Raw genomic sequence first — 23,120 nt, 5'->3', positions numbered from 1 at the left:
TTTTGGAGGTAACGTCTTGAAAAACAGTTAATAGTGCAATGTTCGTAAATTGAATAAATGGATGAGGCTCACGGATAAACAGTTAATTGCAGGAGGGTTCCCTGGCCGGGTCTCGACTTCACCGCCAGTATAGCGCCTATTGCCTGGGCCCGCTCCTGTACACTCAATTGCCCTGTGCGCTGCGTAAACCGGGCTGGATTAAAACCTTTTCCGTTATCCTCAATCACCACCTTGAGCTGGTTTTTCTGGTGCTCAAAGCGCATCGTAGCCCAGGTGGCCTCTGAGTACCTGACCAGGTTATTAATGGCTTCTTTACCAATCAGGTACAGGTTCCGGCGCACCTCCACCGAAATGGGTAAGGTGTCCAGAGCGGGGTCGGCAATCAACGAAAACCGAATATTCGTCGACTCCATCAACGGCTGAGCATACGTTTGTAAACGAATGGCAATGCGGAGCAACGAGTCTTTCTCGGGGTTAAGGGTCCAGATGATTTCGTTCATGGCTTCCAGAATCCGGCGGGCGTCGGTGTTGATTTTCTGGATAGCCTGCTCGACCGATTCGGGCTTGTTCCGGGCAATGAACTGATCGACCGTGCCGCTTAGCAGGAACAGACGGCTCAGGGTGCTGTCTACCTCGTCGTGCAGGTCGCGGACAATCTGTTTGCGCAGGGCCTGAGCCACTTCAAGTCGGCGCAGGCGGGCCCGGTCGCGTAGCCAGGCCGTTACAACGATACTCAGCACTAGCAACAGCACACCGCCGATCAGTAAAATACTGGTCAGGTCTTCCTCCCGATTCGGTACCTGCTGACGGAGTAGCTTGATCAGGGATTTCTTCTGTTCGATCTTGCCGTAGGTCACTAGTTGTTGCCCTTCCGCGCTGATCTGAATAGAGAATGTCGAGCCGAAGGTTTGCGGTATTTGTGCCTCAACGGTACCCATCATCAGATAACCGAAACAAATAAGCAAATAGATGATCCTCATCAGTTACAGTATTTGCGGACTAATTACTAAATTCTTCATAATCAGGTATAAACTCCTTAGTATACGGTCGTTCATGCCTATTCTGAGGAATTTATAAACGAAGTTGGCGAAAGCTGTACGTCAATTATCGGTATCCTGTACGGTAAAAACCGCAGGCATTCACGTTTATTAGCATGACAGAAAGCCTGTTGGCGTTCTGATTCTGAATGGTGTCTTTCAACTAATCTTTATTGTTTATGTATACGAAAACTAATCTGCTGACGATTATAGCCTTGTGCGGCATGCTGGCCACCAAGGGGCTGGCGCAGGGTAGAGAGCAAGCAGCTGTTGCTCAGGCCGTTCAGCAATTACGGCAGCTCATGATCGACCCTGACAAAGCGAAACTGGAGTCACTGGCATCCAATGAACTGAGCTATGGCCACTCAACGGGTAAAATAGAGGATAAGAAAGCCTTCATCGAAGCCCTCACCAGTGGAGTATCGGATTTCAAAACCATTGACTTGACGGAAGAATCCATTACCGTCGTAGACAACACCGCTATGGTGCGGCACAAGCTCATGGCTGAAACAGCTAACGATGGGAAACCAGGTCAGGCCAAACTGGCGGTTTTGCTGGTGTGGGTGAAGCAGAAAGGAAACTGGAAGTTACTGGCCCGTCAGGCCGTCAAAATATAGGGTTACTCGTGTTGTCGATGTGGTGTCGGGATGTTGATGTAGTGTCGGTTTCTTAAAAACGGACACTACATCAACATCAAAAAATTGCGAACGTTATTTCTTCTGCGTCAATTGCAGGGAGCTGTCGTTGATTTCGAATGTTTTGCTCTTCAGCAGTTTAATCACCTCGGCACCCGCCAGCAGAGCCGGGCCATACCCGTGAGCAGCATATACATTGATTGGCCGGTAGTAATAAAACGCCGGATCGAAGCCCATGCCGGTACCAACACAAACGCCCTCAATCTGACCATGCTGCGTGACTTTTGTCGATACGGCGTTCCAGCCGAGCAGAGTTGCCGGCGCATAGGCCAACGAGTCTAGCCAGCCCTGGTTGATCGCGTGCGCAAAGGCATATACGTAAATGGCCGTTGCCGATGTCTCCAAGTATGAATCGGGCCGATCGAGGAGTTGATGCCAGAAACCCGAACCGGATTGTTGGGCAGCCAGGCCTTTGGCATGGGCTTTTAGTAAGTCCAGAATAATGGGTCGGCCGGGGTGGGTAGCGGGCAATACATCCAGTAGCTCAACCGCCGTCAGAATGCCCCAGCCATTGGCCCGCGCCCAGTGAAACTCCGGGTGAACGCTCATCCCCTCGACCCAGCCGTGCATGTACAGGCCTTTTTGCGGATTGAACATCCGTTTCGAGAACTGGGTCACCTGCTTCACCGCTTCATCATAATAGTTCTGATCGCCGGTAAGTTTTCCCATTTGAGCGAGAGCCGGAACGCTCATGAACAGATCGTCGAGCCAGAGCGTATTCGGTTGTGGCCGATTGCGGGCCAGTGTACCATCCGATAGCCGGAATTCTTTCGTCTGGATGTAGTTGATGTAGTTGTCGATCATAGGCCGCATGTTTGCCTTGATACCCCCGGCACGGCTGGCCTTAATCATGGCGGCACACATAGCCCCGGCATCATCGAGGGCATGGGGTGCCATCACCGACCGCATAGGTGTGTTGGCTTTCGGATCGGCGATTACCTGCGCCCGGAAATAGGGAACCTGCTCGGCAATGAATTGAAGCCGTTTGTTGGTGTAATCCGCGTACCGACTGTCGCCAGTCGCTTCACTGGCGAGCAGCATGCCGGCATACGTAACGCCCCATTCGTAACTGATTAATCGAAAATCGCCGGGTTTAAAGATCGCATTGGGATTAAAGGTGCCGCTGGCTATCAGCTCTTTTTTCGTCTCTTTGTCAATAAGTTGCGTAGGCGTATTGGCTTCCAGATACGTATAAATCCGGTTGAGGACACCCGTTACCTCGTTTACCTTCGGTTGCCCGTAAGGCACAGGACAATCGGGTTGGAGCAGGTGCAGGGGCGTCGTTGAGTCATTGGCTTTTGGCGCACCCGGTTGGGCGTGTAGGGTCAGTCCGACAGTGAGGCCCGCCAGAAGTAGCCCCAATGGGCGCGTGATAAAGGGGGGAATAGAAGGATACGTTGGCATAGTAGGGGTCGATAACAGGAACGGAGCCAAGCGATAGAAAGCGTAGTGAATCAGCTAAAAGGCCTGGCCATTGGGCTTTAGATACCAAAGATTACACCGGTCAACTTATCCTCTATCATGCACCCTCCTGTGTCGGTTAAATTTTGCCGTAGCGTCTATAAAACTTTAGCGCACTCTGCCAAGTTGTTTTCCTGGGCGACTCACCTCGCCGGATTCTTACCTTATTGATGTATTCATGGCAGATAACAACAAAACCGCGCTCATTACGGGCGGATCGAAAGGCATTGGCTACGGCGTTGCCGAGGTTCTTATTCGAGATGGTATTAAAGTGGCCATCACCAGCCGTTCATCCGTCGCTGCGGAACTGGCTGCGGCTAAACTGAACGAAATCAAACCGGGCTATGCACTCGGTATTGCAGCCGACGTACGCGACCTGGCTTCTCAGCAGAAGGCCGTCGACCTGGTTCTGAAAGAGTGGGGGCAACTCGATTACGTGATTGCCAATGCGGGTGTGGGCCATTTTGCCCCAATTCAGGAGCTGACCCCCGAACAGTGGCACGAAACGATTGATATCAACCTGACGGGCGTATTCTACACGGCGAAAGCTACCTTGGCTGCGCTGAAAGAAACGGAAGGCTATTTTATCACGATTTCGAGTCTGGCGGGGACTAACTTCTTCGAGAAAGGAGCAGCTTATAACGCCAGTAAATTTGGTCTGGTTGGCTTCTCGCAAGCCATCATGCTCGATCTACGCAGCGAAGGCATCAAAGTAACGACGATTATGCCCGGCTCCGTAGCGACTTATTTTGACAACCACGAGCCCAGCGAAAAAGACGCCTGGAAAATACAGCCGGAAGACATTGGACAGATCGTTGCTGACCTGATTCATATGCCTGCCCGTACGCTGCCCAGCAAAATTGAGGTTCGCCCAACGCGGCCGGGCGGTAAGTAAGCGAGTTGGTATTGACGATGGCGCAAGGCTTCAGCCCTGCGCCATCGTTGCTTATTTTAGTAAGAGCCAGGCCTCTTCATTGCCTTTCTGAACAGCCAGATCGAGGGCGGTCAGGCCCCGTTTATCCCGAATGGCCGTATCCGCACCAGCGTCCAGCATCAGTTTTACCAGGTCGTTACGGCCAAATAAGGTGGCAAACATCAGGGCCGTACCCCCGGTCCCGTTCTGGATGTTCAGGTCGGCACCCTGTTCAATGAGCAGTTGGGCAACCTCCGGGTAGCCCTTGAAGCAAACGCCCATCAGGGCCGTGTTTCCACTCAGATCCTGTGCATTTACGTTTGCATTTGCATCCAGCAGCGTTTTAGCAGCATCGATGTGTCCGTCATAAGCAGCTATGATCAGGGGCGTGAATCCTTTGCCATCCTGTGTGTTTACATTGACCTGTTCGTCAATTAGTTTTTTGATGGCAGCGGTGTCTCCTTTACGGGCGGCATCAAACAGCAGGGTTTCGGGGGGATATGAATAAAAGGACATAAACAAGTACAGTTGAGTAGGTCGAAATTGACGTTACCGAACAAGTAAACAAAAGAACTTGGATTGTTTGTTTCAAAAAATCGGTCGGGTGTACAGTCTATATTACTTAACTACCTGAATCGCCTGCCCATCCCGAATTTCTTCGGAAGCTTTCTTCACAATGGTTGTCCCGGCTGGCAGATCGCCGAATACTTCGACCAGGCTATCAACGACATTGCCTTTCTGAACCGACACCCATTGCGCCTGGTTGTCACGTACTTTAATAACAAACATTTTCTCACTTGAGCTAACCACCGATGTGGTCGGAACAAACATCGTTTTGCCTGATCTTTTTACGGGCATCATCACTTCGGCGTACATGCCTGATTTGAGTTCGTGCGCTGCATTGGCGACGTCAAATTCGGCCATCATGGCCCGGTTGGCTTCCACCAGACTTTCGGCCGAACGAGCCAGCTTTGCGCTGAAATGCCGGTCGGGCATGGCGTTTACGGTGAACGAAACGGCACTTTTTGTCTGAAGTTGATTGGCAAACGTTTCGGGAATGGCTACTGTCAGGCGCAGCGTACGGCTGTCTTCCAGGATGAACAGCGGTTTCCCACTGTCGCCCGCCCCGACCAGGGCACCGGGGCTGATGTTCCGTTCAATCACTGTACCGTCAAACGGGGCCGTGATGGTGAGGTAGTGCCGAAGCTCCGTTTTGGCCTGGTAGTTGGAGCGGGCGGCCTGCACCGTTCCCCGCGCAACGGCGACCATCGCACTATCGGCCTGCATCTTTGCCAGCGCCTGATCCAACTCATTGGCCGATACGGCTCCTTCCATTTTTGCCGTTTGCACCAACCGGTTGTAGGTCTGTCGGCTGGCGCGGGCCCGTGTTGTTTGCTCGACCAGCGTGGCCTCTTGCGCCTGAACCTGGGCCTGCGCCTGGCTGAGTTCCGAAATAACTTCGGGCGCATCGAGCCGGGCCAGTACCTGCCCTTTACGAACCGTTGTTCCCCGATCTACAGCGACTTCACGCACGAAACCTTTCACTTTGGCGTACATACTCACCCAATTCCAGGGCTTTAATTCACCGGGCAGGGTAACCCGGTTACTGGGCTGTAAAGCCTGCACCGTCGTGACGTCGACCCGTTGTATCTCGGGTTCTTTAGTCGTCGTCTTGTTATCGCTGCTGGCCGACGAACAGGCTGCAAAACCAGTAGCCAGAGCGGTTGTTCCGATTAGATATACGAGCAGTTTCATCTTTCTAAAAGAGCGATTTTGGCTTAATGAAGTCATGTCAGTTTACGTTGGAAATGAACAAGTGACGAGGATAAAGTACGTGTTGCAAATTGATTGGCTAAGGCGTGCCTTCGTAGGCCGTGTCCTCATGGACTACGGAAGCACGCTTAATCGAGCTACTACACGCTGGTGCTCAGTTCTGGATGGTAAAATTTGCTCTCGGGGTCTTCCGGGTCCAGTGATACCGATTGGGTTGTCGCTTTTGTCTGGAATTGCGTGAACACACAGGGTAAAATCAGCAGGGCGGCCAGTGTCGAGGCAATCAATCCGCCAATAACGGCCTGCCCAAGCGGGGCAATCTGATCACCCCCTTCACCAAGGCCCGACGCCATGGGCACCATGCCGGCAATCATGGCGATACTGGTCATCAGAATCGGGCGAATCCGGCTATTGGCGGCCAGCACAACGGCTTTGCGTGTATCACCAATTTCCAGGCGCAGATTCTCGGCATTCGTGACCATCAGAATGGCGTTGGCGACGGATACCCCTACGGACATGATCAGGCCCATGTACGATTGGAGGTTGAGCGTAGCCCCGCAGGCCAGCAGCATGAGCAGAGCTCCGGCTACCACCGCCGGAATGGCCGCCAGAATCACCAATGATAGCTTGAAGGACTGATAATTGGCCGCCAACAATAAGAAGATGATGACAATGGCGACTAGTAGTCCCGTTTGCAAACTGCTCAGGGTATCCGTCAGGAGACTGGTTTGCCCACCCAGTTCGACCAGGACACCGCGAGGAGGGTCGCCCGCTTCGTTGATGGCCTGTTGAACGGCTTTCTGAGCCGTACCCAGATCTTTATTCTGCAAATTGGCCGTGATCGTTACGAGCCGGTTGGGTCCCGCGCGATCGTATTCACCCGGTGCCGTATCCTCGGAGAAGGTAGCGACGTCAGACAAGAGTGGGTGCATTTCTCCGCTCTTAAGCGGAATATTGCCGATGTCGCTGGCGCTGCTCATCTGGTATTCTGGAATCTGTACCTGTACCTGGTAGGCTAATCCTTTCGATTCATCGAGCCAGAGGTTTTTATCCGTAAACCGGCTGGACGAGGTTGCCGCCACCATCGACCGGGCAACTTGCGTAGACGTAACGCCCAACTGACCCGCTCGCTCACGGTTCATGGTCACTTTCAGGATGGGGTAGGCCAGCGGCTGGGCAATCTGCACATCGCGCAGAAAGTCGATCTTCGTCATTCGCTCCCGAATCTTGTTGGCAAACCGGCCGGCTTCGTTCAGGTCTTTGGCCGCTACTGTTACCTCAATGGGCGTCGATGCACCCTGGCTCATGATTTTCTCCGTCAGCTCGATTGGTTCAAAGGAAATACTGGCCGTTGGCAACGCCTTTGCAATGCGGCCCCGGAGGTCTTCTTTCAGATTGTCCATGTTCACGGGATGTTCCTCCTTCAGCGAAACCTGCAAAACGGCTTCGTGTGGCCCACTGTTGAACACGAAAATATTGGACGTGCCGTAACTGGACGGAACCGTGCCGACGTACGCTGAGGAGATCTCGACGTTGTCTGCCCCAACGGCCTGTTTGATAATGTCGAGTACTTTCAGGGTAGCGGTTTCGGTCCGTTCTACCCGAGTACCGTCGGGAATACGCAGCCGCATCTGAAACTGATGGCTATTGCCGTGGGGCAGAATATCGGTGCCGATAACCATGAAGCAGACGACAATAACAGCCAGACTGCCCACCAGATAACCACTTACAACCAGTTTTCGGCGGTTCAGGACGTTTTCAAGCACGGCCGAATACCGTTGCTTAAACTTCTCAAAACCAGTGGCACCGGCCACCGCAGGAGCACCGTTATGCATCATCGCGTGGCGTTCCTGCGCATCGAGGGCCAGCGTTGGCGCTTCGTGGGGGATGTGATCTTTTAGCAGCCAGTTCGCCAGTACGGGTACGAAGGTTTGCGAGAGCAGAAACGACGCAATCATGGCGAACCCAACGGACAACGACAAAGGCAGGAACATGGAGCGTGGTACGCCACTCATCACAAACGCCGGGGCAAATACGGCCAGAATAGCCAATAGAATCAGAAATTCGGGGAAAACGATTTCCTTACAGGCATCCCAGATGGCAACAGCTTTGGGCTTTCCTGCTTCGAGATGCTGGTGAATGTTTTCAATCGTCACCGTCGCCTGGTCGACCAGAATACCGATAGCCAGCGCCAGGCCCGATAGGGTCATGATGTTGATCGTCTGGCCGCATAAGTTCAGCATGATGACGGCCGACAGAATCGAGATCGGGATCGTGACCACCACAATGATGACACTACGCCAGTCGCGCAGAAAAAGCAGCACCATCAGTCCCGTCAGTACAGCGCCTAAAATACCTTCGGTTACCAGGCTTTTCAGGGCATTGGTCACGTAAACCGACTGGTCGAATTCGTAGGAAATCTTAACGTCTTCGGGTACCGCAGCCCGTAAGTCGGGCAGGGCTTTGCGAATGTTGCTGACCACATCCAGCGTCGATGCATCGGACTTTTTAACAACCGGAATATACACCGCCCGGCGCCCGTTTACCAGCGCATAACCCACCGTTACGTCGGCACCATCCTCCACCGTTCCAACATCCCGAACAAATACCGTTGGCCCCGAACCTACCCGAATCGGAATGTTCAGAAAATCGTCGGGCCGTTTGACCAGCGAGTTAACGGGCGTCATGAGCGCCTTGTCGCCAATGCGGATATTACCGGCGGGTGAAGGCTGGTTATTGATCACAATGGACTTAATAACCTCCTCGGGCGTAAGCTGATAGCTGCGGATCAGTTGTGGATTGACCTTAATAATGACGGTGCGCTGATTGCCGCCAAAGGGTGGGGGGCTGGATACGCCCGGAATCCGGGAGAACATGGGCCGCACCCGCGATGACGCATAATCCTGAATTTCGTTCAGCGATCGGCTGGGGCTCTCAAATACCAGCTGGCCAACCGGCACCGAACTGGCATCGAATCGAACCACCTGGGGCGGCACAGTTCCCTCGGGCATATACGCTTTGGCCCGCGACACATTGTTGGCAACTTCGGCCGCAGCTTGGGCCATATCGGTGCCGGGGTAGAACGAGAGCTTAATGAGCGATAAGCCCTGAATCGTTTTTACGTCGATATCCCGAATGCCCGATACATACAGAAAGTGATCCTGATAGCGGGTTGCGATGAACCCATCCATCTGGTCGGGAGCCATGCCACCGTACGGCTGCACGACATAAATGGTAGGCAGATCGAGGCTCGGGAAAATATCGACCGGAATGGTGAAGAGCGACATCACCGAGAAGAAAAGAAGACCCATAACCGCCACAACCACCGAAATCGGTTTTCGCAGCGCTGAACGAATGATGTTATACATAGTTGTAGTTGATTTATGTAGAGACGCCTACTTGCGTCTCCTATCCCGGATGGTTGTACATTGCTGACGCAGAGACGCATGACGCCCGTACACGAGACGCAAGTATGCGTCTTTACCTGACCTGATTCATAAACAGGGATAAATCACCCTCAGCAGCCGCCTTCAGCAGGAGATACCGCCACACATTGCTGATCGATACGTAGCCATCGACTTCGGCTCGATTGAGGGTAACTACGCTTTGGAGTAACGTCGGCAAGTCGGTCAGACCGCTCTGGTACCGGGAGTTAGCCTGGTTGTAGGCCTGTTTGGCCGCCTGCAACTGGACCGGTGCCTGACGAGCCTGTTCCAGCGCCACCTGGTACTGGGTTTCGGCTTCCTGATACTGCCGGGTGATTTGCAGACGCTGCGTATTGAACAATTGCCGCGACCGCTCTACGAGAAACTGATCGGCGTGATAATCCTGCCGAACGCGGAGAATGTTAGTCAGATTCCAGCGGGCTACAACGCCAACCAGGTAATTGCCAACCTGATACCCCAGGCCGTTTACCTGGTTTGACAGAAAGATGTCGCCCTGATTCGAGAAGCCGGACCCACGGGCATTCCCAACGCCGACCAGCGAAATAGTGGGCATTCCGGACCGATGCGTAGCCAGACTGCGGGCTGCCGATAGATTGATCTGCGATTGAAACAGGCGTAGGGTTGGGTTTTTGGGCGAGAGTGAGTCAGACAGGAAGTTGCCGTTGGGCAGTGTCGTGTAAAAACGCATACTATCGATTTGCATAGTGGGCTGCAATTGTCCGGCTAGTTCGGAGAGTCGCAGCCGCTGGACCTGTTCCTGCTGCTGGCTGCCTAGCAGAAGCAACCGGGCCCGAACGGCCTCCGCCGTGGCTAGCGAACTATCGACGCCCGCCCGCATCCCCGACCGGACTCCTGCATCGACAACGCGTTTGAACGTTTGTGCCCGTTCCAGGTTGCTCCGCTGAATCTGAACCAGTTTCTGATTGATAAGCAGAACCAAATAAGCATCAATGGTGCGAACCTGGTGTTGGAAAATCTCATTTTCGTAGTCTATCCGGCTGCGCTGCCAGTCGGCTTTCGCAACGGCTATGTTAGCTTTTATCCGGCCGAAATTGATGGCCCGCCATTCGATTACGGCGCTGGTGAAACTACCGAAACTAGCCTGTGAGATGGCTGTTTGCCGTACTCCGCCCGACGTTGAGATCGCGGTGCCTTCGTTCGGAAAAAACGACCCGTTGAGGCTGTTTGTGGTTGCATACGTGTACTGATCCTGTACGATGAGCGAGGGTAACAGGTCCGTTCGGCTGGCTTTGATGCGTCGTTCCGCGCTACTGACTTCCGCCTGTTTAGCTTTCAGAAACGGATACTGCCGGACGCTCTGGTCAACCAACTGATTCAGCGTTACCGTCTGGCTCTGCGCCTGATAAGTAAATAGAAACAGTGTGAGCAGAAGAACTCCCCCCGCTTTTTTAGGGTAGGCAACACGGCCCGGAATCCCTTTTGACGAATTGCGAAAATGTGTCTTTTTCATGGACAACCCCTGGCCGAACTAAGCTGATTGACAACCAGATGACTGCAAAGCAAGAGGTCAATGTTGGAAACATTTGGGAAAACGGATGTTTAGCAACGTTTTTTTAGGCTGGATGGGGCAAAGGCGAAGAGAGCTGAATGTAGATGCCCCGTTCATCTCCTAAATATTTCCAATATTGGCCACTACTTTAGTGGTCTACTAGCTTGGGCGACATCATGAAAGTACTAGTTGTTGAAGATGAACAAGGGCTGGCCGAAAGCATCACGGAGTACATGGTGAAGGAAGGCTACATATGTGAAATGGCCGCTACCTTTCAGGAGGCAGAAGAAAAAATACACCTGTATAGTTATGACTGCGTTATCGTTGATCTGACCCTGCCCGACGGAAATGGATTCCAGATAATCGAGACGCTTAAACGACTGATCGCGACTACCGGAGTCATTATCATATCAGCCCGTAATGCTCTGGAAGACAAGTTGAAAGGGTTAGAAATTGGTTCGGATGATTACCTCACCAAACCCTTTCACCTGTCTGAACTCAACGCCCGGGTCAAGTCCCTGCTGCGTCGTCGGCAATTTGGCGGTCATACCGAAATCCGATTTCGGGAAATTGTTGTGGTACCGCATACCCGCAACGTTTTTGTGCTGGGGCAGCCAACTCCGTTATCGCGGAAAGAGTATGATTTACTGCTTTATTTTCTGTCGAATGTGGATGTTGCGCTGACGAAAGCGTCCATTGCCGAACACCTCTGGGGCGACAACATCGACTCCGCCGATTCGTTCGATATGGTGTACTCGCACATTAAAAATCTGCGTCGAAAATTGCTGGAAAAAGGGGCCGCCGACTACGTACAATCCATTTATGGTATCGGCTATAAATTCAGTCAATCGTGAAACTCCTCACCAAAACCAACCGAATTTACCTGATGTTTTCGCTAGTCATCTATCTGCTGACGGCGGTGGCTTTTTACCAGATTATCCGACTGGTTATCTACGATGAAGTCGAGAATCGGCTGCGGGTTGAGAAGCGCGATTTTGACACCTACGTCCGCGCTCACAACACGTGGTCGACTATTCCCTATTTTGTCGAGAACAAGATCGAGGTGACGCCCGCAGCGGGGGAGGCTACGCATGACGAGGAATTTTCGGATACATTGATCCTGAATCGATACGATCATGAACTGACTCCCTTTCGTCAGTTAGTGTTTTATCAGCCCATTCAGGGAGTTGTGCACCGGGTCGAGATCCGCAAATCGCTTATTCAGACCTACCGGCTCATCGAAGTTATGACCGTGGCCATGATGCTCTTTCTTGGTTTATTACTGGTTGGTACCTTCTGGTTTCAGGGAAAATTGTCGGGACGGCTCTGGCATCCTTTTTACGACACACTGGCTCGTATTAAGCACTTCGATTTGAGCAGTGGCACGTCACTCGCGCTCAACAAACCCGAAATCACCGAGTTCCGGGAGTTGAACGACGTGTTGCAGAAAATGGCGGATAAGATGCAGCAGGACTACCGCAGCCTTAAAGAATTTACCGAAAACGCATCGCACGAGATGCAGACACCCCTGGCGCTCATCAACGCCAAAGTAGAACAACTTATTCAGAGTGAACAGTTAACCGAAACGCAGACGCACTGGATTGAGAGTATTTATCAGGCTTCCCGGCGTATATCGCGTTTAAACCAGGGATTGCTGCTGTTAGCCAAAATTGAAAACCGGCAATTCAACGACCGCCAACCGATTGATTTAGCCAGCCTGCTGACCGAGAAGTTGGCGGATATGGAAGAGGTACTGTCGTTCAAAGAATTGTCGGTAAACACGGAGGCCGTGAAACCGTTCGACGTATTACTGCCCCCTATTTTAGCCGATATTCTGGTGACGAACCTGGTCAATAACGCCATTAAACACAATAAGACCAATGGCCGAATTGATCTGGTATCCACGACTGACCAGCTGTGCCTGAGCAATACGGGCGGCCAGTTGACGTCATCGCCGGAACGGCTTTTCGAGCGGTTCAAAAAAGAAAGTACGGGTCCAGACTCCGTTGGACTGGGTTTATCCATTATCCGGCAGATCGGCGATAGCTACGGCCTGAAGATTGACTACCAGGAAACCGACGGTATTCACCGGTTTTGCCTTACCCGGTTGCCGTTCTAATCGGGTTGGGTAGGCAGTCTTTCCGATGTATGCCGGCGTTTTATCCGGTAGGTAAGTCCCACAACCAGGTTATTTTTGCCGGTTGCCAGTTGAGGAGTAAAAATACCCTGGTCAAAATTAGCGGCATTATAATTCGTCTGGTTCACCCAGCCCAGTTGCAGAATCCACTGCTGATCAAACTGATAGCCGATACCCGCATAGAGCCGGTTCCGTTCGAAGGTTGGCCCAACCGGATTGAGAAATACCTCATCGTATAGTGACAGGAAGGTGGTTTTAGCGGTAACAGTGTGGTTGTTGAGCGGCACAAACATATTGATGCGGTAGCGGATACGGCTCCGGTAGGGGGTTGTTCCATCGCGGAATGTGAACCAGCGCTGCTCAACCCGATAGCGATGCTCAAACTTCAGCCGGGTCAGGTACTGGTTAATAATGAGCTGTTCCCACAGTCGTTTCTCGGTGTTCAACGGCCCGTCGGACAGGGCCTGATAATCGTAGGTGGCGTAGCGTCCACCCGCCACGGTCAGCGTGAAGTTTTTGTCAAGATCATAACTGACTCCGCCTTTCAATTCATTGTAAAAAAATTGATTGAACACGCCATTGGCGCGGCCCTGTACTTCAGCGAAACCACCCCATTTTTTCTCGCCTGTAGGCAATTGAACAGTGGCAATTAACCAGGTTCCCCAGGGGGAAGAGGGCGTTATGGATGTTTGAGCGAGACTACGGTTAAGGGTACCGGTAACAAGCGTAACTAGTAAAGCAAACGTAAATCGAACGGAAATCACAATGAATACGAATGGTAAAGAGATGTAAAATTACTCATCATTACCATCGTGTGAAATCGACCGGTCAATCCTTAATAATTTGGTAATCTGGTTTGCCAACCCAGTTTCTAAAAGAAGGATGGGTAACCCGGCCATACGTGCCTTTGACTCAGTGCTTAACGAACAGTATACAGGCGGTGAACGAAATGCCTTTGAAGTCCGTATGTGCGGCCGTAACGGTCGGTTAATGACCGTTACTCTTGTTCGATAGCGTTAATAATTTTTGTAAGGGTGCTGCGCTGGTCAGGGGTAAGGGCTTCCGAAAGGGCTGTCAGTTCGACTTTTAGTGTTTGCCAGGCCGGTAAACTCAAGACAATGGCATCGGCCTGAAACTCAACCTGATTACCCTGGTCTGTTTGGGTGATGGGCAATGGTTCCAGAACGGTTCGGGCAAACTCCATGCGAACCCGCTCTTTCACAAACGGAACCGGATCGAGGTTCGCATCTTTCAAGATCTGCTTACTGTATACTTTGGTTTTCTTCCACCACATATGCGTATTGTCTTATAAGGTTTTCCTGAGTCCTCCTGCCTAACGGAAACGGGAATCAAGAAGGGTATTGACTTACCTCAGCGAATTAATATGCCGATAAAAAAACTTCACCCCAAAGAAGGTGTAAAGAAAAAGTACACTGGATTCTAGTACAGCTTCCAGACGATTACGGGCGTAAACACCGGTTGAATAATCCTGAATCCAGTCAATCAATACAGCGCAGTAACCAAAAAAAGCGGCCGATGCACCAATAAGTATGATTAGTAGAAGAAGTGTCTTATTCATAGTTTAAAATTCAAAAGGTGTGTCAACGTTAAAAACGTAATCGTAAAGCTTATGACTCATAAACGGGGAAAGGGTTTAGTCAGGATGAATACTTTTTTTTTATGGTATTGATTTGGATCGGAACCACATTGGGGTTGACTTGTTCGTACAAGATTAGTGCCTGTTAATGGTGAATGTGTACTAATTCTGAGGGAGTGGCTTGCGAACTTGTTGACGACGTTGCCGGATAGTATACCAATACATACGTATTTTTGCCGGATTACTTCTTGTACTTTTACTATGATTGCTGTCATTCAGCGTGTTTCTCAGGCCTCGGTTGTCATTGATAATAAGGTGAAAGGCCAGATAAACACCGGGTTTCTCATTTTGCTGGGTATTACACATGCCGATACTCAGGAGGATATTGACTGGTTGAGTCGTAAAATTGTTGGCATGCGAATTTTCAGTGATGAAGAAGGAAAAATGAATCTGGATCTGGCAGCCGTCGGTGGCGATATTCTGCTAATCAGCCAGTTCACATTGCATGCCAGTACCAAAAAAGGAAATCGCCCCAGCTTTATCGAAGCCGCCCGGCCGGAGGTCGCTATTCCGTTGTACGAAGCCATGATCGCTCAGTTAGCAGCTGATTTGGGAAAACCCATTCAGACGGGCACGTTCGGAGCCGATATGAACGTGTCACTCCTGAATGATGGACCGGTTACTATTTTGATCGACTCAAAAGATCGTATTTAGAATCGGGCATAACCAATATGTTACCGCTATCCGTTACTTTTACTAAAACCTGCCCCCAACCGGCCGCAACAGTAAGCCCGTAAATTGCCGAATGGATTTTTTGCCGCCCGACATAACTGCCTATGCAGATGCCCATACCTCGCCCGAAAGTGAGCTGCTGCGTCGGCTCAACCGCAACACCCACGCCCATGTAATGGCGCCCCGAATGCTGTCGGGGCATGTGCAGGGCCGCTTTCTGTCAATGATTTCGTGGATGATACGGCCCCGGTATGTGCTTGAGATTGGTACCTACACCGGTTATTCAGCCCTTTGTCTGGCGGAGGGGCTGGCCGACGACGGAAAACTGATCACGATCGATCAGAACGAAGAACTGGAAGATTTTGCCCGGTCTTACTGGCAGCAATCACCCCTCAATGAGTCCATCGAATTTCGCATTGGCCAGGCCGCGGATATACTCCCAACCCTGACCCAAACGTTTGATCTGGTGTTCATCGACGCGGATAAACGAAACCTGTCTCTTTACTTCGACCTGATCATTGACAAACTGCGGCCAGGTGGTTTTATTCTGGCCGACAACGTGTTATGGTCCGGAAAAGTAATTGAGCCGGTAAAAAAATCCGACCTCGATACGCTGGCTGTGCTGGCTTTTAATCAGAAAGTTCAGGCTGATCCGCGCGTAGAAAATGTGTTGCTGCCCATTCGGGATGGGATTATGGTGCTTAGAAAAAAGAACTGATTTACTGACAATGACAATGAATAAACGATCAACTTCCCTAATCCTTCTCCTCGTTCTGATCGGATTACGTGTATCGGCTCAAACGACATCAATGCCGATTGTGCCGGAGCAGGTAACCTTTGCTGATATTTCGGTTCGGCTAAACCCCGATGCCCGGCGTATTGTGCAGCAGGACGTGAATGCCTTGCTATCGAACCGGCAGTACTGGACCGCTAAACTTGATCGGGTAGTTTTGTACTTTCCCATGATCGAGTCTATCCTGATCGACGAAGATGTACCGACTGATTTCAAGTACCTCGCTGTTCAGGAGAGTTCACTAACGCCCGATGCGGTGTCTTCTTCGACAGCGGTAGGTTACTGGCAGTTCAAGCGCGAAACGGCTGTTGACAACGGGCTGCGTGTGGACGACGAAGTTGATGAACGGAAAAGCATTACCAGCTCTACGCACGGAGCTGCCAAATACCTAAAACGAAGCAATGGCCAGTTTAACAACTGGGTTGCCTCATTGTACTCATACTATCTTGGTGCCGGTGGTATCGCCAAACTGATTCCGCCCGATTGGGCTTACGCCCGCGAAATAGCCCTGGACGGCAATACGGATCGCTACATTCTGCGGTTCTTTGCCCACAAGGTAGCCATTGAAAACGCCTTGAAGTTCCACCAGACGAGCAATCGGTTTGCGCTCATTGAATACCCGAACGGGGGGGGTAAAACCATGCGGTCCATTGCCGAGGAACTGGGCGTCGATGAATTTGAACTTCGAAAGTACAACCGTTGGGTGTTGGGCGATGGCGTGCCGACCGACAAAGTTTACGTGATGGCGATTCCGGTAGCCAGTGATCAGATCAATGATGTTCGTCAGAAAATTGTAAGCGTAGACACGAAGAAAACGGCGGAATTTGTTCAGAACGATGTGGGATTTCCGGTGTTACGGCGCGTAACAACCGGAATGAGCAGTAAAAATGATCCAGTTTTGTACGAAATCAACGGCTTGCCGGGTATTCAGGCGCAGGCTGGCGATAATGCAGGCTCACTGGCGCGGAAAGCAAAAATTAGTCTGTCGAGTTTTTTGCGGTACAACGACATGAGCGACAGCGACCCGATACTGGTCAACGATGTATACTATCTAGCGAAGAAGCGCAAAAAAGCCCTCGTTCCGTTTCATACCGTTCGCGAAGACGAAACGGCCCGGAGCATCTCACAGCGTTACGGGATTCGGCTCAAAAAATTAATGCGGTATAACCGGCTGGATCGGGCGCAGAAACTGGTTACGGGTCGGGTTATGTGGTTGCGGGAACGTCGACCAAATAACAAGCCAATCGAAATTATCAACTCGCCAACGGCACCGGTCTACGATCGCACCCCGACGCCCCCAGCCCGTCAGGACGTAGCATCGGCGTCAACGAACGGTACGTCCCGGCCTGTATCCGGCAGTGCCGGTGTTCCGCGTAATGCGTCGGAACGGAAAATGTACCAGCCCAAATTAGTTGGTGGGGGGGTAACCCCGAATGATGGCACCTCGGAACCGGCTGCCCCCCAGCGATCGGAGCCGCAACGACCGTCTATCCAGCCGACAACAAGCTCGTCAACGACCCGGCCTCCAGCGGCCTCCAGCACGAATCGGTCAGAAAACGGCGACGGATCGCAGCGGGTAGTTATTGTGAGAACGCCTAACGGGCCGGAGCCAACGAAAGCAGTACCCGTTGCAACCACGCCCGAGCGCGCGAACACGGACAATAACCCGGTAACCACTACAACAGCCAAAGCCAGAGACACCTACGCCAGCACACCACGGACAAAACCCGCGCCGGTAACTGATGGCGATATGGGTCGCCCAGAATCGGGTCGCCCAGAATCGGGTCGCCCAGAAACGGGTCGCCCTGAATCGGGTAAGTATGAAGGCCCCCGGGAGCAACAGGCCGATGGTTCCCTGACTATCCCAAACACTGCACCGGCAACAAAAGCGCCCCCTCGCCCGGCCCCGGCTGTGGTTACCCGGACGGAAACACGCTCAACACCGCCCGTTATGACCAGGTCGGAGCCGAAAGAAGAGCCGGAGTCAACAGTAGCCCGCCCTTCAGCTACTGTCAACCGATCGGCGACAACGCATATTGTAGAACCGGGTCAGACGTATTACAGCATTTCCAGAATGTACGGATTAACCGTTGACGAATTGTTATCCATCAACGACCTGACCACTGCTGATAAACTCGAAGCCGGAAAAAAACTATCGGTGAAACTTACGCCCGGTGGTCGGCTGGTTAAGCCGTCCGCTTCGACCAAAGTAACGTCAGTACCCGAATCAGAGGTTACTTACCATACGGTAGCGAAAGGGGAGACGATGTTCCGTATTTCGCAAATCTACGGCGTAACCATCGAGCAAATTCAGACCTGGAATGACCTGACCGATGCTGGCGTTAAAGTGGGCCAGAAAATCAAGATCGTGAAGCCCTGATAGATGGGCTTTCGTCAGTTGACAGAAGCCGTCCCACACCGGGGCGGCTTTTTTATTAACGCAGATCATCACGGAAATTTGTCAGTCAACCTGTATCTTTACATACATGATACTGATTGACAATACCTGCATTAGCGACGATGTCGCCGAAAAATTCTTTGTTTGTAACTTAGATAAATGCAAAGGCGCTTGTTGCGTGGAAGGCGATATGGGTGCACCGCTGGAGGGCGACGAACCCGCTATTCTGGATCGAATTTATGAAGATATAAAACCCTATTTATCGCCGGAAGGAATTCGGGTTCTGGAGCAGAAGGGCGGTTATGAATCCGACGATATGGGTGGCTTTGTGACGACTACCGTAGCTGGCCGGGAATGCGTGTACGCAACCTGGGACGATCGGGGCATTCTTAAATGTGGGATTGAAGAAGCGTATAACGACGGAAAAGTAGATTGGAAAAAACCCATTTCCTGCCATTTGTACCCAATCCGGGTAACAAAATATGAGTCTTTCCATGCGCTGAACTATGATCGCTGGCCCATTTGTAGCCCTGCTTGTGGTTTCGGCGAACAACTGAACGTGCCTATTTACAAGTTTGTCCGGGAAGCGCTGGTGCGCGCTTATGGTGAAGAATGGTACGGTCGTTTATCGAAGGCAATCGAAGAGAAAAGCGACGATCAATAGATTTCTCTCCGCAGAGAAGTGTGTTCGTAAAATCCGCTATAGACAGATGTGCCAATGTCTGGGTACGGCGGATTTACTGGTTTGTCACAAACCGGCTGATCTGTTTCCATGACGCATAGCAACTGATCTGTCGATATAACGGATAGTTGACCTGACCGGAAGTGAGCAACTACTAATCTATCCACAGGTTTATACGTGATCATGAACACCACTCTAGCCTACTTATACCGACGTATTGCCTGGAGTCCGCCAAGTATTGATGATCATCGGCTATTTTCCTCGCGTATACTACCAAACAATCCGGAATGGCTGATGCCTTTACCAGCGGGCCCGCCCCTGACGTTAGGAACTGTACCAATCACCTATCGACAAAAAACATCTCAGCAGCCATTAAACTCATTTCTACAGCAATCGGGTACGACCTCGTTTCTGGTTGTTCACCAGAATAAACTGGTCTGTGAGCGTTACTTCAACGGCTACACGGCTGATAGCATCGTTACTTCATTGTCCATTACAGACGTGGTTATATCAGCACTGGTTGGTATTGCCCTGGACGAAGGAGTGTTGCCGGGTCTGGATAGTTCAGTTTTGCAACAAATTCCCGAATTGACCAGCCGAATCAGTCCGGCACTGACGATCCGGCATTTGCTTTGTATGAGCTCCGGTCTGCTGTACCGGGAAGGCAGAACGCTCTGGTCTGATGAAAGCCGTATTCAGTATGGTCCTGATTTACCGCAGCAACTCGCACGGTGCGAGTCTATTGAGCCAGCCGGGCGCTACTACCACTATAATAGATATAATGTACTCTTATTGGGCCAGTTACTGGAAAAGGCAACGGGTATGACCGTGTCCGATTACTGCGCCGAGAAACTATGGAGCCAGTTTGGCGCTGAACAACCGGCTTCCTGGAATCTCGATAGCGACGATTCTGGTTTTGCTAAAATGGACAGTGGGTTCAGTGCTACGGCCCGCGATTTCGTCCGGCTTGGCCTGCTCTATCTACATCAAGGTCGGTTCGAGAAGCAGCAAGTCATTCCAGCATGGTGGGTAAAGCAAAGTACCAGCCTGCCGTCATTCGATGAAGCAGCTGACTATCAACGGTACCTCAGCCGTAATAAACCACCTTTGGGGCAGTGGGTAGCCAAGCCAACCGGCTATTATAAATACTTGTGGTGGGGACACCGCAATGGCCCGCATCAGGAATCTGATTTTTTCGCGCTGGGCGATCACGGTCAATTCATCTATTGCAGCCCCCTCCATGACACGGTTATTGTCCGATTTGGTAAACGATGGGGACACATTGACTGGTGGCCTACCTTATTTCGGGAACTGATTACTACCTTGGGGTAATAGAGACGCCCGGTTGTGGTTGAAAATAGGGAGACTGGATTTACGCTAATCTATTCCTTCTGTAGTGCCTGCATGTTTACTTTGCTGATCTGAATAACTGGTAGACAGCATATGCCCGAACAGCGCGATTATTTTGAAGAGGTCTATGAGGTGGTTCGCCTAATCCCAAAGGGCCGGGTAACAACCTACGGAACAATTGCCCGTTATTTGAGTCTGCGGGCGGGTGCCCGTATGGTAGGCTGGGCCATGAACGGGAGCCATAGCCATCCCAACGTACCCGCTCATCGGGTTGTGAACAGCACGGGTGTATTAACGGGAAAACACTTTTTCGGCGGGCCAACGATCATGCAGCAACTGCTCGAAGACGAAGGTGTACACGTGGATAATGACCGGGTCGTCGATTTCAAAACCCATTTTTGGGATCCAATGATTGAACTGGCTGTGTAGCCGGAATGTACTATTCTTTGTGCTCAACTGCCTGAACCAAAGCATCAACAACATCTTTTACTTGCTGGATCAGCACAGGATCGGTGATACGGCCAACAGCGTTCAGCTTTGTTTTGACAAAAGGCACAATGAGTGACGCCTTCTCAGGCAGTTGGGCTGTTAGTACAGCCAGTGTATACGAAAGTGAGGAATGAGCCCGCGAACCACCCATATCAGATGGCCCGGCGCTGATAACCCCAACGGGTTTATCAACAAGTTCGCCTGAGGAAGCCAGCCAGTCGAGCATGTTTTTCAACGTGCCGGGCATCCCGTGAATATACTCCGGCGTACAAAAAAGCACAGCATCGGCTTCCTGGAGTAACTGCCGAAGGTTTTTAACGGACTCCGTTTTATTTTCCTGATCTCGCTCGGGACTGAAAGCCGGAATAGCATCTAGACCGTCGTAGAGCGTAATAGTTACGGTTTCAGGAGCCAGTTCAGCAGCAGTCCGCAGGAGCAATGTGTTTGTCGATCCGGATCGAAGGCTTCCGGATATAGCGAGAATATGCATGGTGGTGCGTTGATATTTATCGCAACACTTTCGTAATCTCGTTTAGTTTCTCCATCTTTTGCACGAAATCGCCTTTGAGCTGATTTCGGATAGCGGTCAGGTTATCGAGGGTTTCCTGCAGACTATCGGGTAAAATCTCTTCCAGGACCTCCCGGAATCGCTTGGCAAACGTGGGCGACTTACCGTTGGTCGAGATGGCGATTTTCAGGTCTCCTTTCTTGACGACCGAACTCAGGTAGAAGTCACACAAGTCGGGCGTATCGGCTACGTTGACCAGGATTCGTCGAGCCTTACAGTCCTCCTGGGCCAACCGATTGACTGCCTTGTTGTTGGTGCCAACAATGACCAGATCCTTCTCGAGAAGGTGAAGAGGGTTATAAGCCTCCTGAATGAGTTGCAGCTTCGGATAGTATTGCGCCATTTCCCGAATCTCGTCCCGGATTTCCGGAGCCACCAGCGTTACACTGGTTTCCGGCGAATTGGCGAGCAGGGCGGTAAGTTTCTCTAAGCCTACGTAGCCTCCGCCAACGATGAGCACGTGCAGCTTTTCGGCCTTAACAAAAATGGGGAAGAGGGTATTCATATAAGTAGTGCTGTTAAGACCTGAATCGAAAAGAGTAGAAATGAAAATAGTTGCAGAAGTTGCAGGCGCCAGTCAGACAACAAAGTCTCACGGACAAACTTACAACTTCTGCAACTACGTTGACCAGCGATTGCTCTGGCTTATTTTCTTAAAATTTGAACCCCAGGTTTACACCCAGAATCCGGCGTTTGCTGTTGCCGCTGGCAATTACGTCCGCAAATCCATAATGATACACGAAATCCAGCGTAATTGGACCCGCATCGAAGCCTAAGTTAGCCAGACCATTTACCGTAGCAGCCTGAAAATCAGCGTTGCCCAGGTTGAAATCATTTTTGTCGGTGCCAAGTGGAGTTGCATATTCAGCACCTAATGCCAGGCGTATGCCCGATACACCACGGTCCGATTGCGCTAGTTTCACACCAATGTAGGCTGGAATGTGCAGGTACCGCTGATCAATATTACCGATGAGATCGCCAACGCTGCCCGCTTGTCCGTCACCAGCTTTATAAAACTGCGAACTTGAGGTCAAGTATTCAGCACCGATCTGGCCATAAACCCGGCCCCCGGCCCGAACCAGAAACCCGAGCTGGTAGCCCAGGCGACCCGTGAGGCCCTGTCCGTTTGTTGTTTCTCCCTCAAAACGAGTTGAGTTGGCTCCGCCGTAAAGGCCGAACGTAAAATGCTTGTAGTTCTCGCGTTGTTCCTGACGTTCGCTGACAACCTGATTGCGTTGACCGTCTTCGAAACCTTCGTCATAAGCTTTACTCAAATCGCGCTCATCGTACATACGCTCATCCCGCCGACTGTCGCCCCGCCGTTCTTCATACCGGTTGTTGTACCGGGGTTCTTCTTCCTCCCGACGATTGTATTCCCGACGCTCATCAAGCCGTTGTTCCATGCGCCGATCATCTCTGCGCTCATCGCGTCGATAAGAACGATCGTTGCGCTCATCGTAAGAATTTTGTTGGGCAAAGGCAATGCTCGTGCTACATACGCTGGCAGCCAGAAGTACTGTTTTTGTTAATGTTTTCATA

Annotated in this window: 22 protein-coding genes; 10 read left to right on the top strand and 12 right to left on the bottom strand. The window is 51.4% G+C overall.

Annotation, left to right across the window (positions count from 1 at the left end):
- Nucleotides 1–68 precede the first annotated feature (68 nt).
- Nucleotides 69–980 (bottom strand): sensor histidine kinase, encoded by a 912-nt coding sequence (locus tag ACYU87_RS06800; RefSeq protein WP_461133268.1) that lies wholly within the window; start codon nucleotides 978–980, stop codon nucleotides 69–71.
- A 236-nt stretch (nucleotides 981–1,216) separates the two neighbouring features.
- Between ACYU87_RS06800 and ACYU87_RS06795 the strand changes: the two genes are divergently transcribed.
- Nucleotides 1,217–1,654: a nuclear transport factor 2 family protein gene (locus ACYU87_RS06795; protein ID WP_461133267.1), complete on the top strand. Its 438-nt coding sequence runs from the start codon at nucleotides 1,217–1,219 to the stop codon at nucleotides 1,652–1,654.
- A gap of 93 nt (nucleotides 1,655–1,747) precedes the next feature.
- Here ACYU87_RS06795 and ACYU87_RS06790 read toward each other — a convergent pair whose 3' ends face one another.
- Nucleotides 1,748–3,136, bottom strand: a complete 1,389-nt coding sequence (locus ACYU87_RS06790) for a glycoside hydrolase family 88/105 protein (protein WP_461133266.1) — start codon at nucleotides 3,134–3,136, stop codon at nucleotides 1,748–1,750.
- A 235-nt stretch (nucleotides 3,137–3,371) separates the two neighbouring features.
- On the opposite strand from ACYU87_RS06790, the gene ACYU87_RS06785 reads away from it, so the two are divergent.
- Nucleotides 3,372–4,088: an SDR family oxidoreductase gene (locus tag ACYU87_RS06785; protein WP_461133265.1), complete on the top strand. Its 717-nt coding sequence runs from the start codon at nucleotides 3,372–3,374 to the stop codon at nucleotides 4,086–4,088.
- Nucleotides 4,089–4,139: 51 nt separating this feature from the next.
- On the opposite strand, the gene ACYU87_RS06780 is transcribed toward ACYU87_RS06785, so the two are convergent.
- The 4 genes from ACYU87_RS06780 to ACYU87_RS06765 all read right to left on the bottom strand — a co-directional run bounded on the left by ACYU87_RS06780 (nucleotide 4,140) and on the right by ACYU87_RS06765 (nucleotide 10,796).
- Nucleotides 4,140–4,622: an ankyrin repeat domain-containing protein gene (locus ACYU87_RS06780; RefSeq protein ID WP_461133264.1), complete on the bottom strand. Its 483-nt coding sequence runs from the start codon at nucleotides 4,620–4,622 to the stop codon at nucleotides 4,140–4,142.
- Nucleotides 4,623–4,724: 102 nt separating this feature from the next.
- The gene (locus tag ACYU87_RS06775) at nucleotides 4,725–5,861 is read right to left on the bottom strand and encodes an efflux RND transporter periplasmic adaptor subunit (RefSeq protein WP_461133263.1); all 1,137 of its coding nucleotides are present in this window, start codon (nucleotides 5,859–5,861) and stop codon (nucleotides 4,725–4,727) included.
- Nucleotides 5,862–6,019: 158 nt separating this feature from the next.
- A complete protein-coding gene (locus tag ACYU87_RS06770) occupies nucleotides 6,020–9,247 on the bottom strand; it encodes an efflux RND transporter permease subunit (RefSeq protein WP_461133262.1) in 3,228 nt (1,075 codons plus the stop codon).
- Nucleotides 9,248–9,359: 112 nt separating this feature from the next.
- Nucleotides 9,360–10,796, bottom strand: a complete 1,437-nt coding sequence (locus tag ACYU87_RS06765; protein ID WP_461133261.1) for a TolC family protein — start codon at nucleotides 10,794–10,796, stop codon at nucleotides 9,360–9,362.
- 215 nt (nucleotides 10,797–11,011) lie between these two features.
- Between ACYU87_RS06765 and ACYU87_RS06760 the strand changes: the two genes are divergently transcribed.
- On the top strand, nucleotides 11,012–11,689 hold the full coding sequence (locus ACYU87_RS06760; RefSeq protein ID WP_461133260.1) for a response regulator transcription factor: 678 nt from the start codon (nucleotides 11,012–11,014) through the stop codon (nucleotides 11,687–11,689).
- Nucleotides 11,686–12,954: a sensor histidine kinase gene (locus tag ACYU87_RS06755; RefSeq protein WP_461133259.1), complete on the top strand. Its 1,269-nt coding sequence runs from the start codon at nucleotides 11,686–11,688 to the stop codon at nucleotides 12,952–12,954. The genes ACYU87_RS06760 and ACYU87_RS06755 overlap by 4 nt, the downstream gene beginning before the upstream one ends.
- Here the strand turns inward: ACYU87_RS06755 and ACYU87_RS06750 are convergent.
- The 3 genes from ACYU87_RS06750 to ACYU87_RS06740 form a co-directional block, all read right to left on the bottom strand.
- Nucleotides 12,951–13,736, bottom strand: a complete 786-nt coding sequence (locus ACYU87_RS06750; RefSeq protein ID WP_461133258.1) for a DUF2490 domain-containing protein — start codon at nucleotides 13,734–13,736, stop codon at nucleotides 12,951–12,953. The two genes, ACYU87_RS06755 and ACYU87_RS06750, sit on opposite strands and share 4 nt — an antisense overlap.
- A 233-nt stretch (nucleotides 13,737–13,969) precedes the next feature.
- Nucleotides 13,970–14,266, bottom strand: a complete 297-nt coding sequence (locus ACYU87_RS06745) for a hypothetical protein (RefSeq protein ID WP_461133257.1) — start codon at nucleotides 14,264–14,266, stop codon at nucleotides 13,970–13,972.
- 72 nt (nucleotides 14,267–14,338) lie between these two features.
- A complete protein-coding gene (locus ACYU87_RS06740; RefSeq protein WP_461133256.1) occupies nucleotides 14,339–14,551 on the bottom strand; it encodes a hypothetical protein in 213 nt (70 codons plus the stop codon).
- Between the two features lie 279 nt (nucleotides 14,552–14,830).
- On the opposite strand from ACYU87_RS06740, the gene dtd reads away from it, so the two are divergent.
- The 6 genes from dtd to ACYU87_RS06710 all read left to right on the top strand — a co-directional run bounded on the left by dtd (nucleotide 14,831) and on the right by ACYU87_RS06710 (nucleotide 20,953).
- Nucleotides 14,831–15,283, top strand: a complete 453-nt coding sequence (gene dtd / locus ACYU87_RS06735; RefSeq protein ID WP_461133255.1) for a D-aminoacyl-tRNA deacylase — start codon at nucleotides 14,831–14,833, stop codon at nucleotides 15,281–15,283.
- A gap of 91 nt (nucleotides 15,284–15,374) precedes the next feature.
- Nucleotides 15,375–16,019 carry an O-methyltransferase gene (locus ACYU87_RS06730; RefSeq protein WP_461133254.1) on the top strand — a complete coding sequence of 215 codons (645 nt, stop codon included), beginning with the start codon at nucleotides 15,375–15,377 and terminating at the stop codon, nucleotides 16,017–16,019.
- A 16-nt stretch (nucleotides 16,020–16,035) separates the two neighbouring features.
- Entirely contained in the window at nucleotides 16,036–18,474 is a 2,439-nt protein-coding gene (locus ACYU87_RS06725) for a lytic transglycosylase domain-containing protein (RefSeq protein WP_461133253.1), read from the top strand.
- 106 nt (nucleotides 18,475–18,580) lie between these two features.
- On the top strand, nucleotides 18,581–19,156 hold the full coding sequence (locus tag ACYU87_RS06720) for a DUF3109 family protein (protein WP_461133252.1): 576 nt from the start codon (nucleotides 18,581–18,583) through the stop codon (nucleotides 19,154–19,156).
- A 201-nt stretch (nucleotides 19,157–19,357) separates the two neighbouring features.
- Nucleotides 19,358–20,506, top strand: a complete 1,149-nt coding sequence (locus ACYU87_RS06715; RefSeq protein ID WP_461133251.1) for a serine hydrolase domain-containing protein — start codon at nucleotides 19,358–19,360, stop codon at nucleotides 20,504–20,506.
- Between the two features lie 111 nt (nucleotides 20,507–20,617).
- Entirely contained in the window at nucleotides 20,618–20,953 is a 336-nt protein-coding gene (locus tag ACYU87_RS06710) for an MGMT family protein (RefSeq protein ID WP_461133250.1), read from the top strand.
- A gap of 10 nt (nucleotides 20,954–20,963) precedes the next feature.
- On the opposite strand, the gene ACYU87_RS06705 is transcribed toward ACYU87_RS06710, so the two are convergent.
- The 3 genes from ACYU87_RS06705 to ACYU87_RS06695 form a co-directional block, all read right to left on the bottom strand.
- Nucleotides 20,964–21,503 carry an NADPH-dependent FMN reductase gene (locus ACYU87_RS06705; RefSeq protein WP_461133249.1) on the bottom strand — a complete coding sequence of 180 codons (540 nt, stop codon included), beginning with the start codon at nucleotides 21,501–21,503 and terminating at the stop codon, nucleotides 20,964–20,966.
- Nucleotides 21,504–21,519: 16 nt separating this feature from the next.
- Complete coding sequence (locus tag ACYU87_RS06700; protein ID WP_461133248.1) at nucleotides 21,520–22,086, bottom strand: precorrin-2 dehydrogenase/sirohydrochlorin ferrochelatase family protein; 567 nt, start codon at nucleotides 22,084–22,086, stop codon at nucleotides 21,520–21,522.
- A 148-nt stretch (nucleotides 22,087–22,234) separates the two neighbouring features.
- The gene (locus ACYU87_RS06695; RefSeq protein ID WP_461133247.1) at nucleotides 22,235–23,119 is read right to left on the bottom strand and encodes a hypothetical protein; all 885 of its coding nucleotides are present in this window, start codon (nucleotides 23,117–23,119) and stop codon (nucleotides 22,235–22,237) included.
- Between the last annotated feature and the right edge of the window lies 1 nt (nucleotide 23,120).

The sequence above is a fragment of the Spirosoma lituiforme genome (genome assembly GCF_054776635.1).
This window is presented reverse-complemented; position numbering and strand designations above follow the sequence as displayed.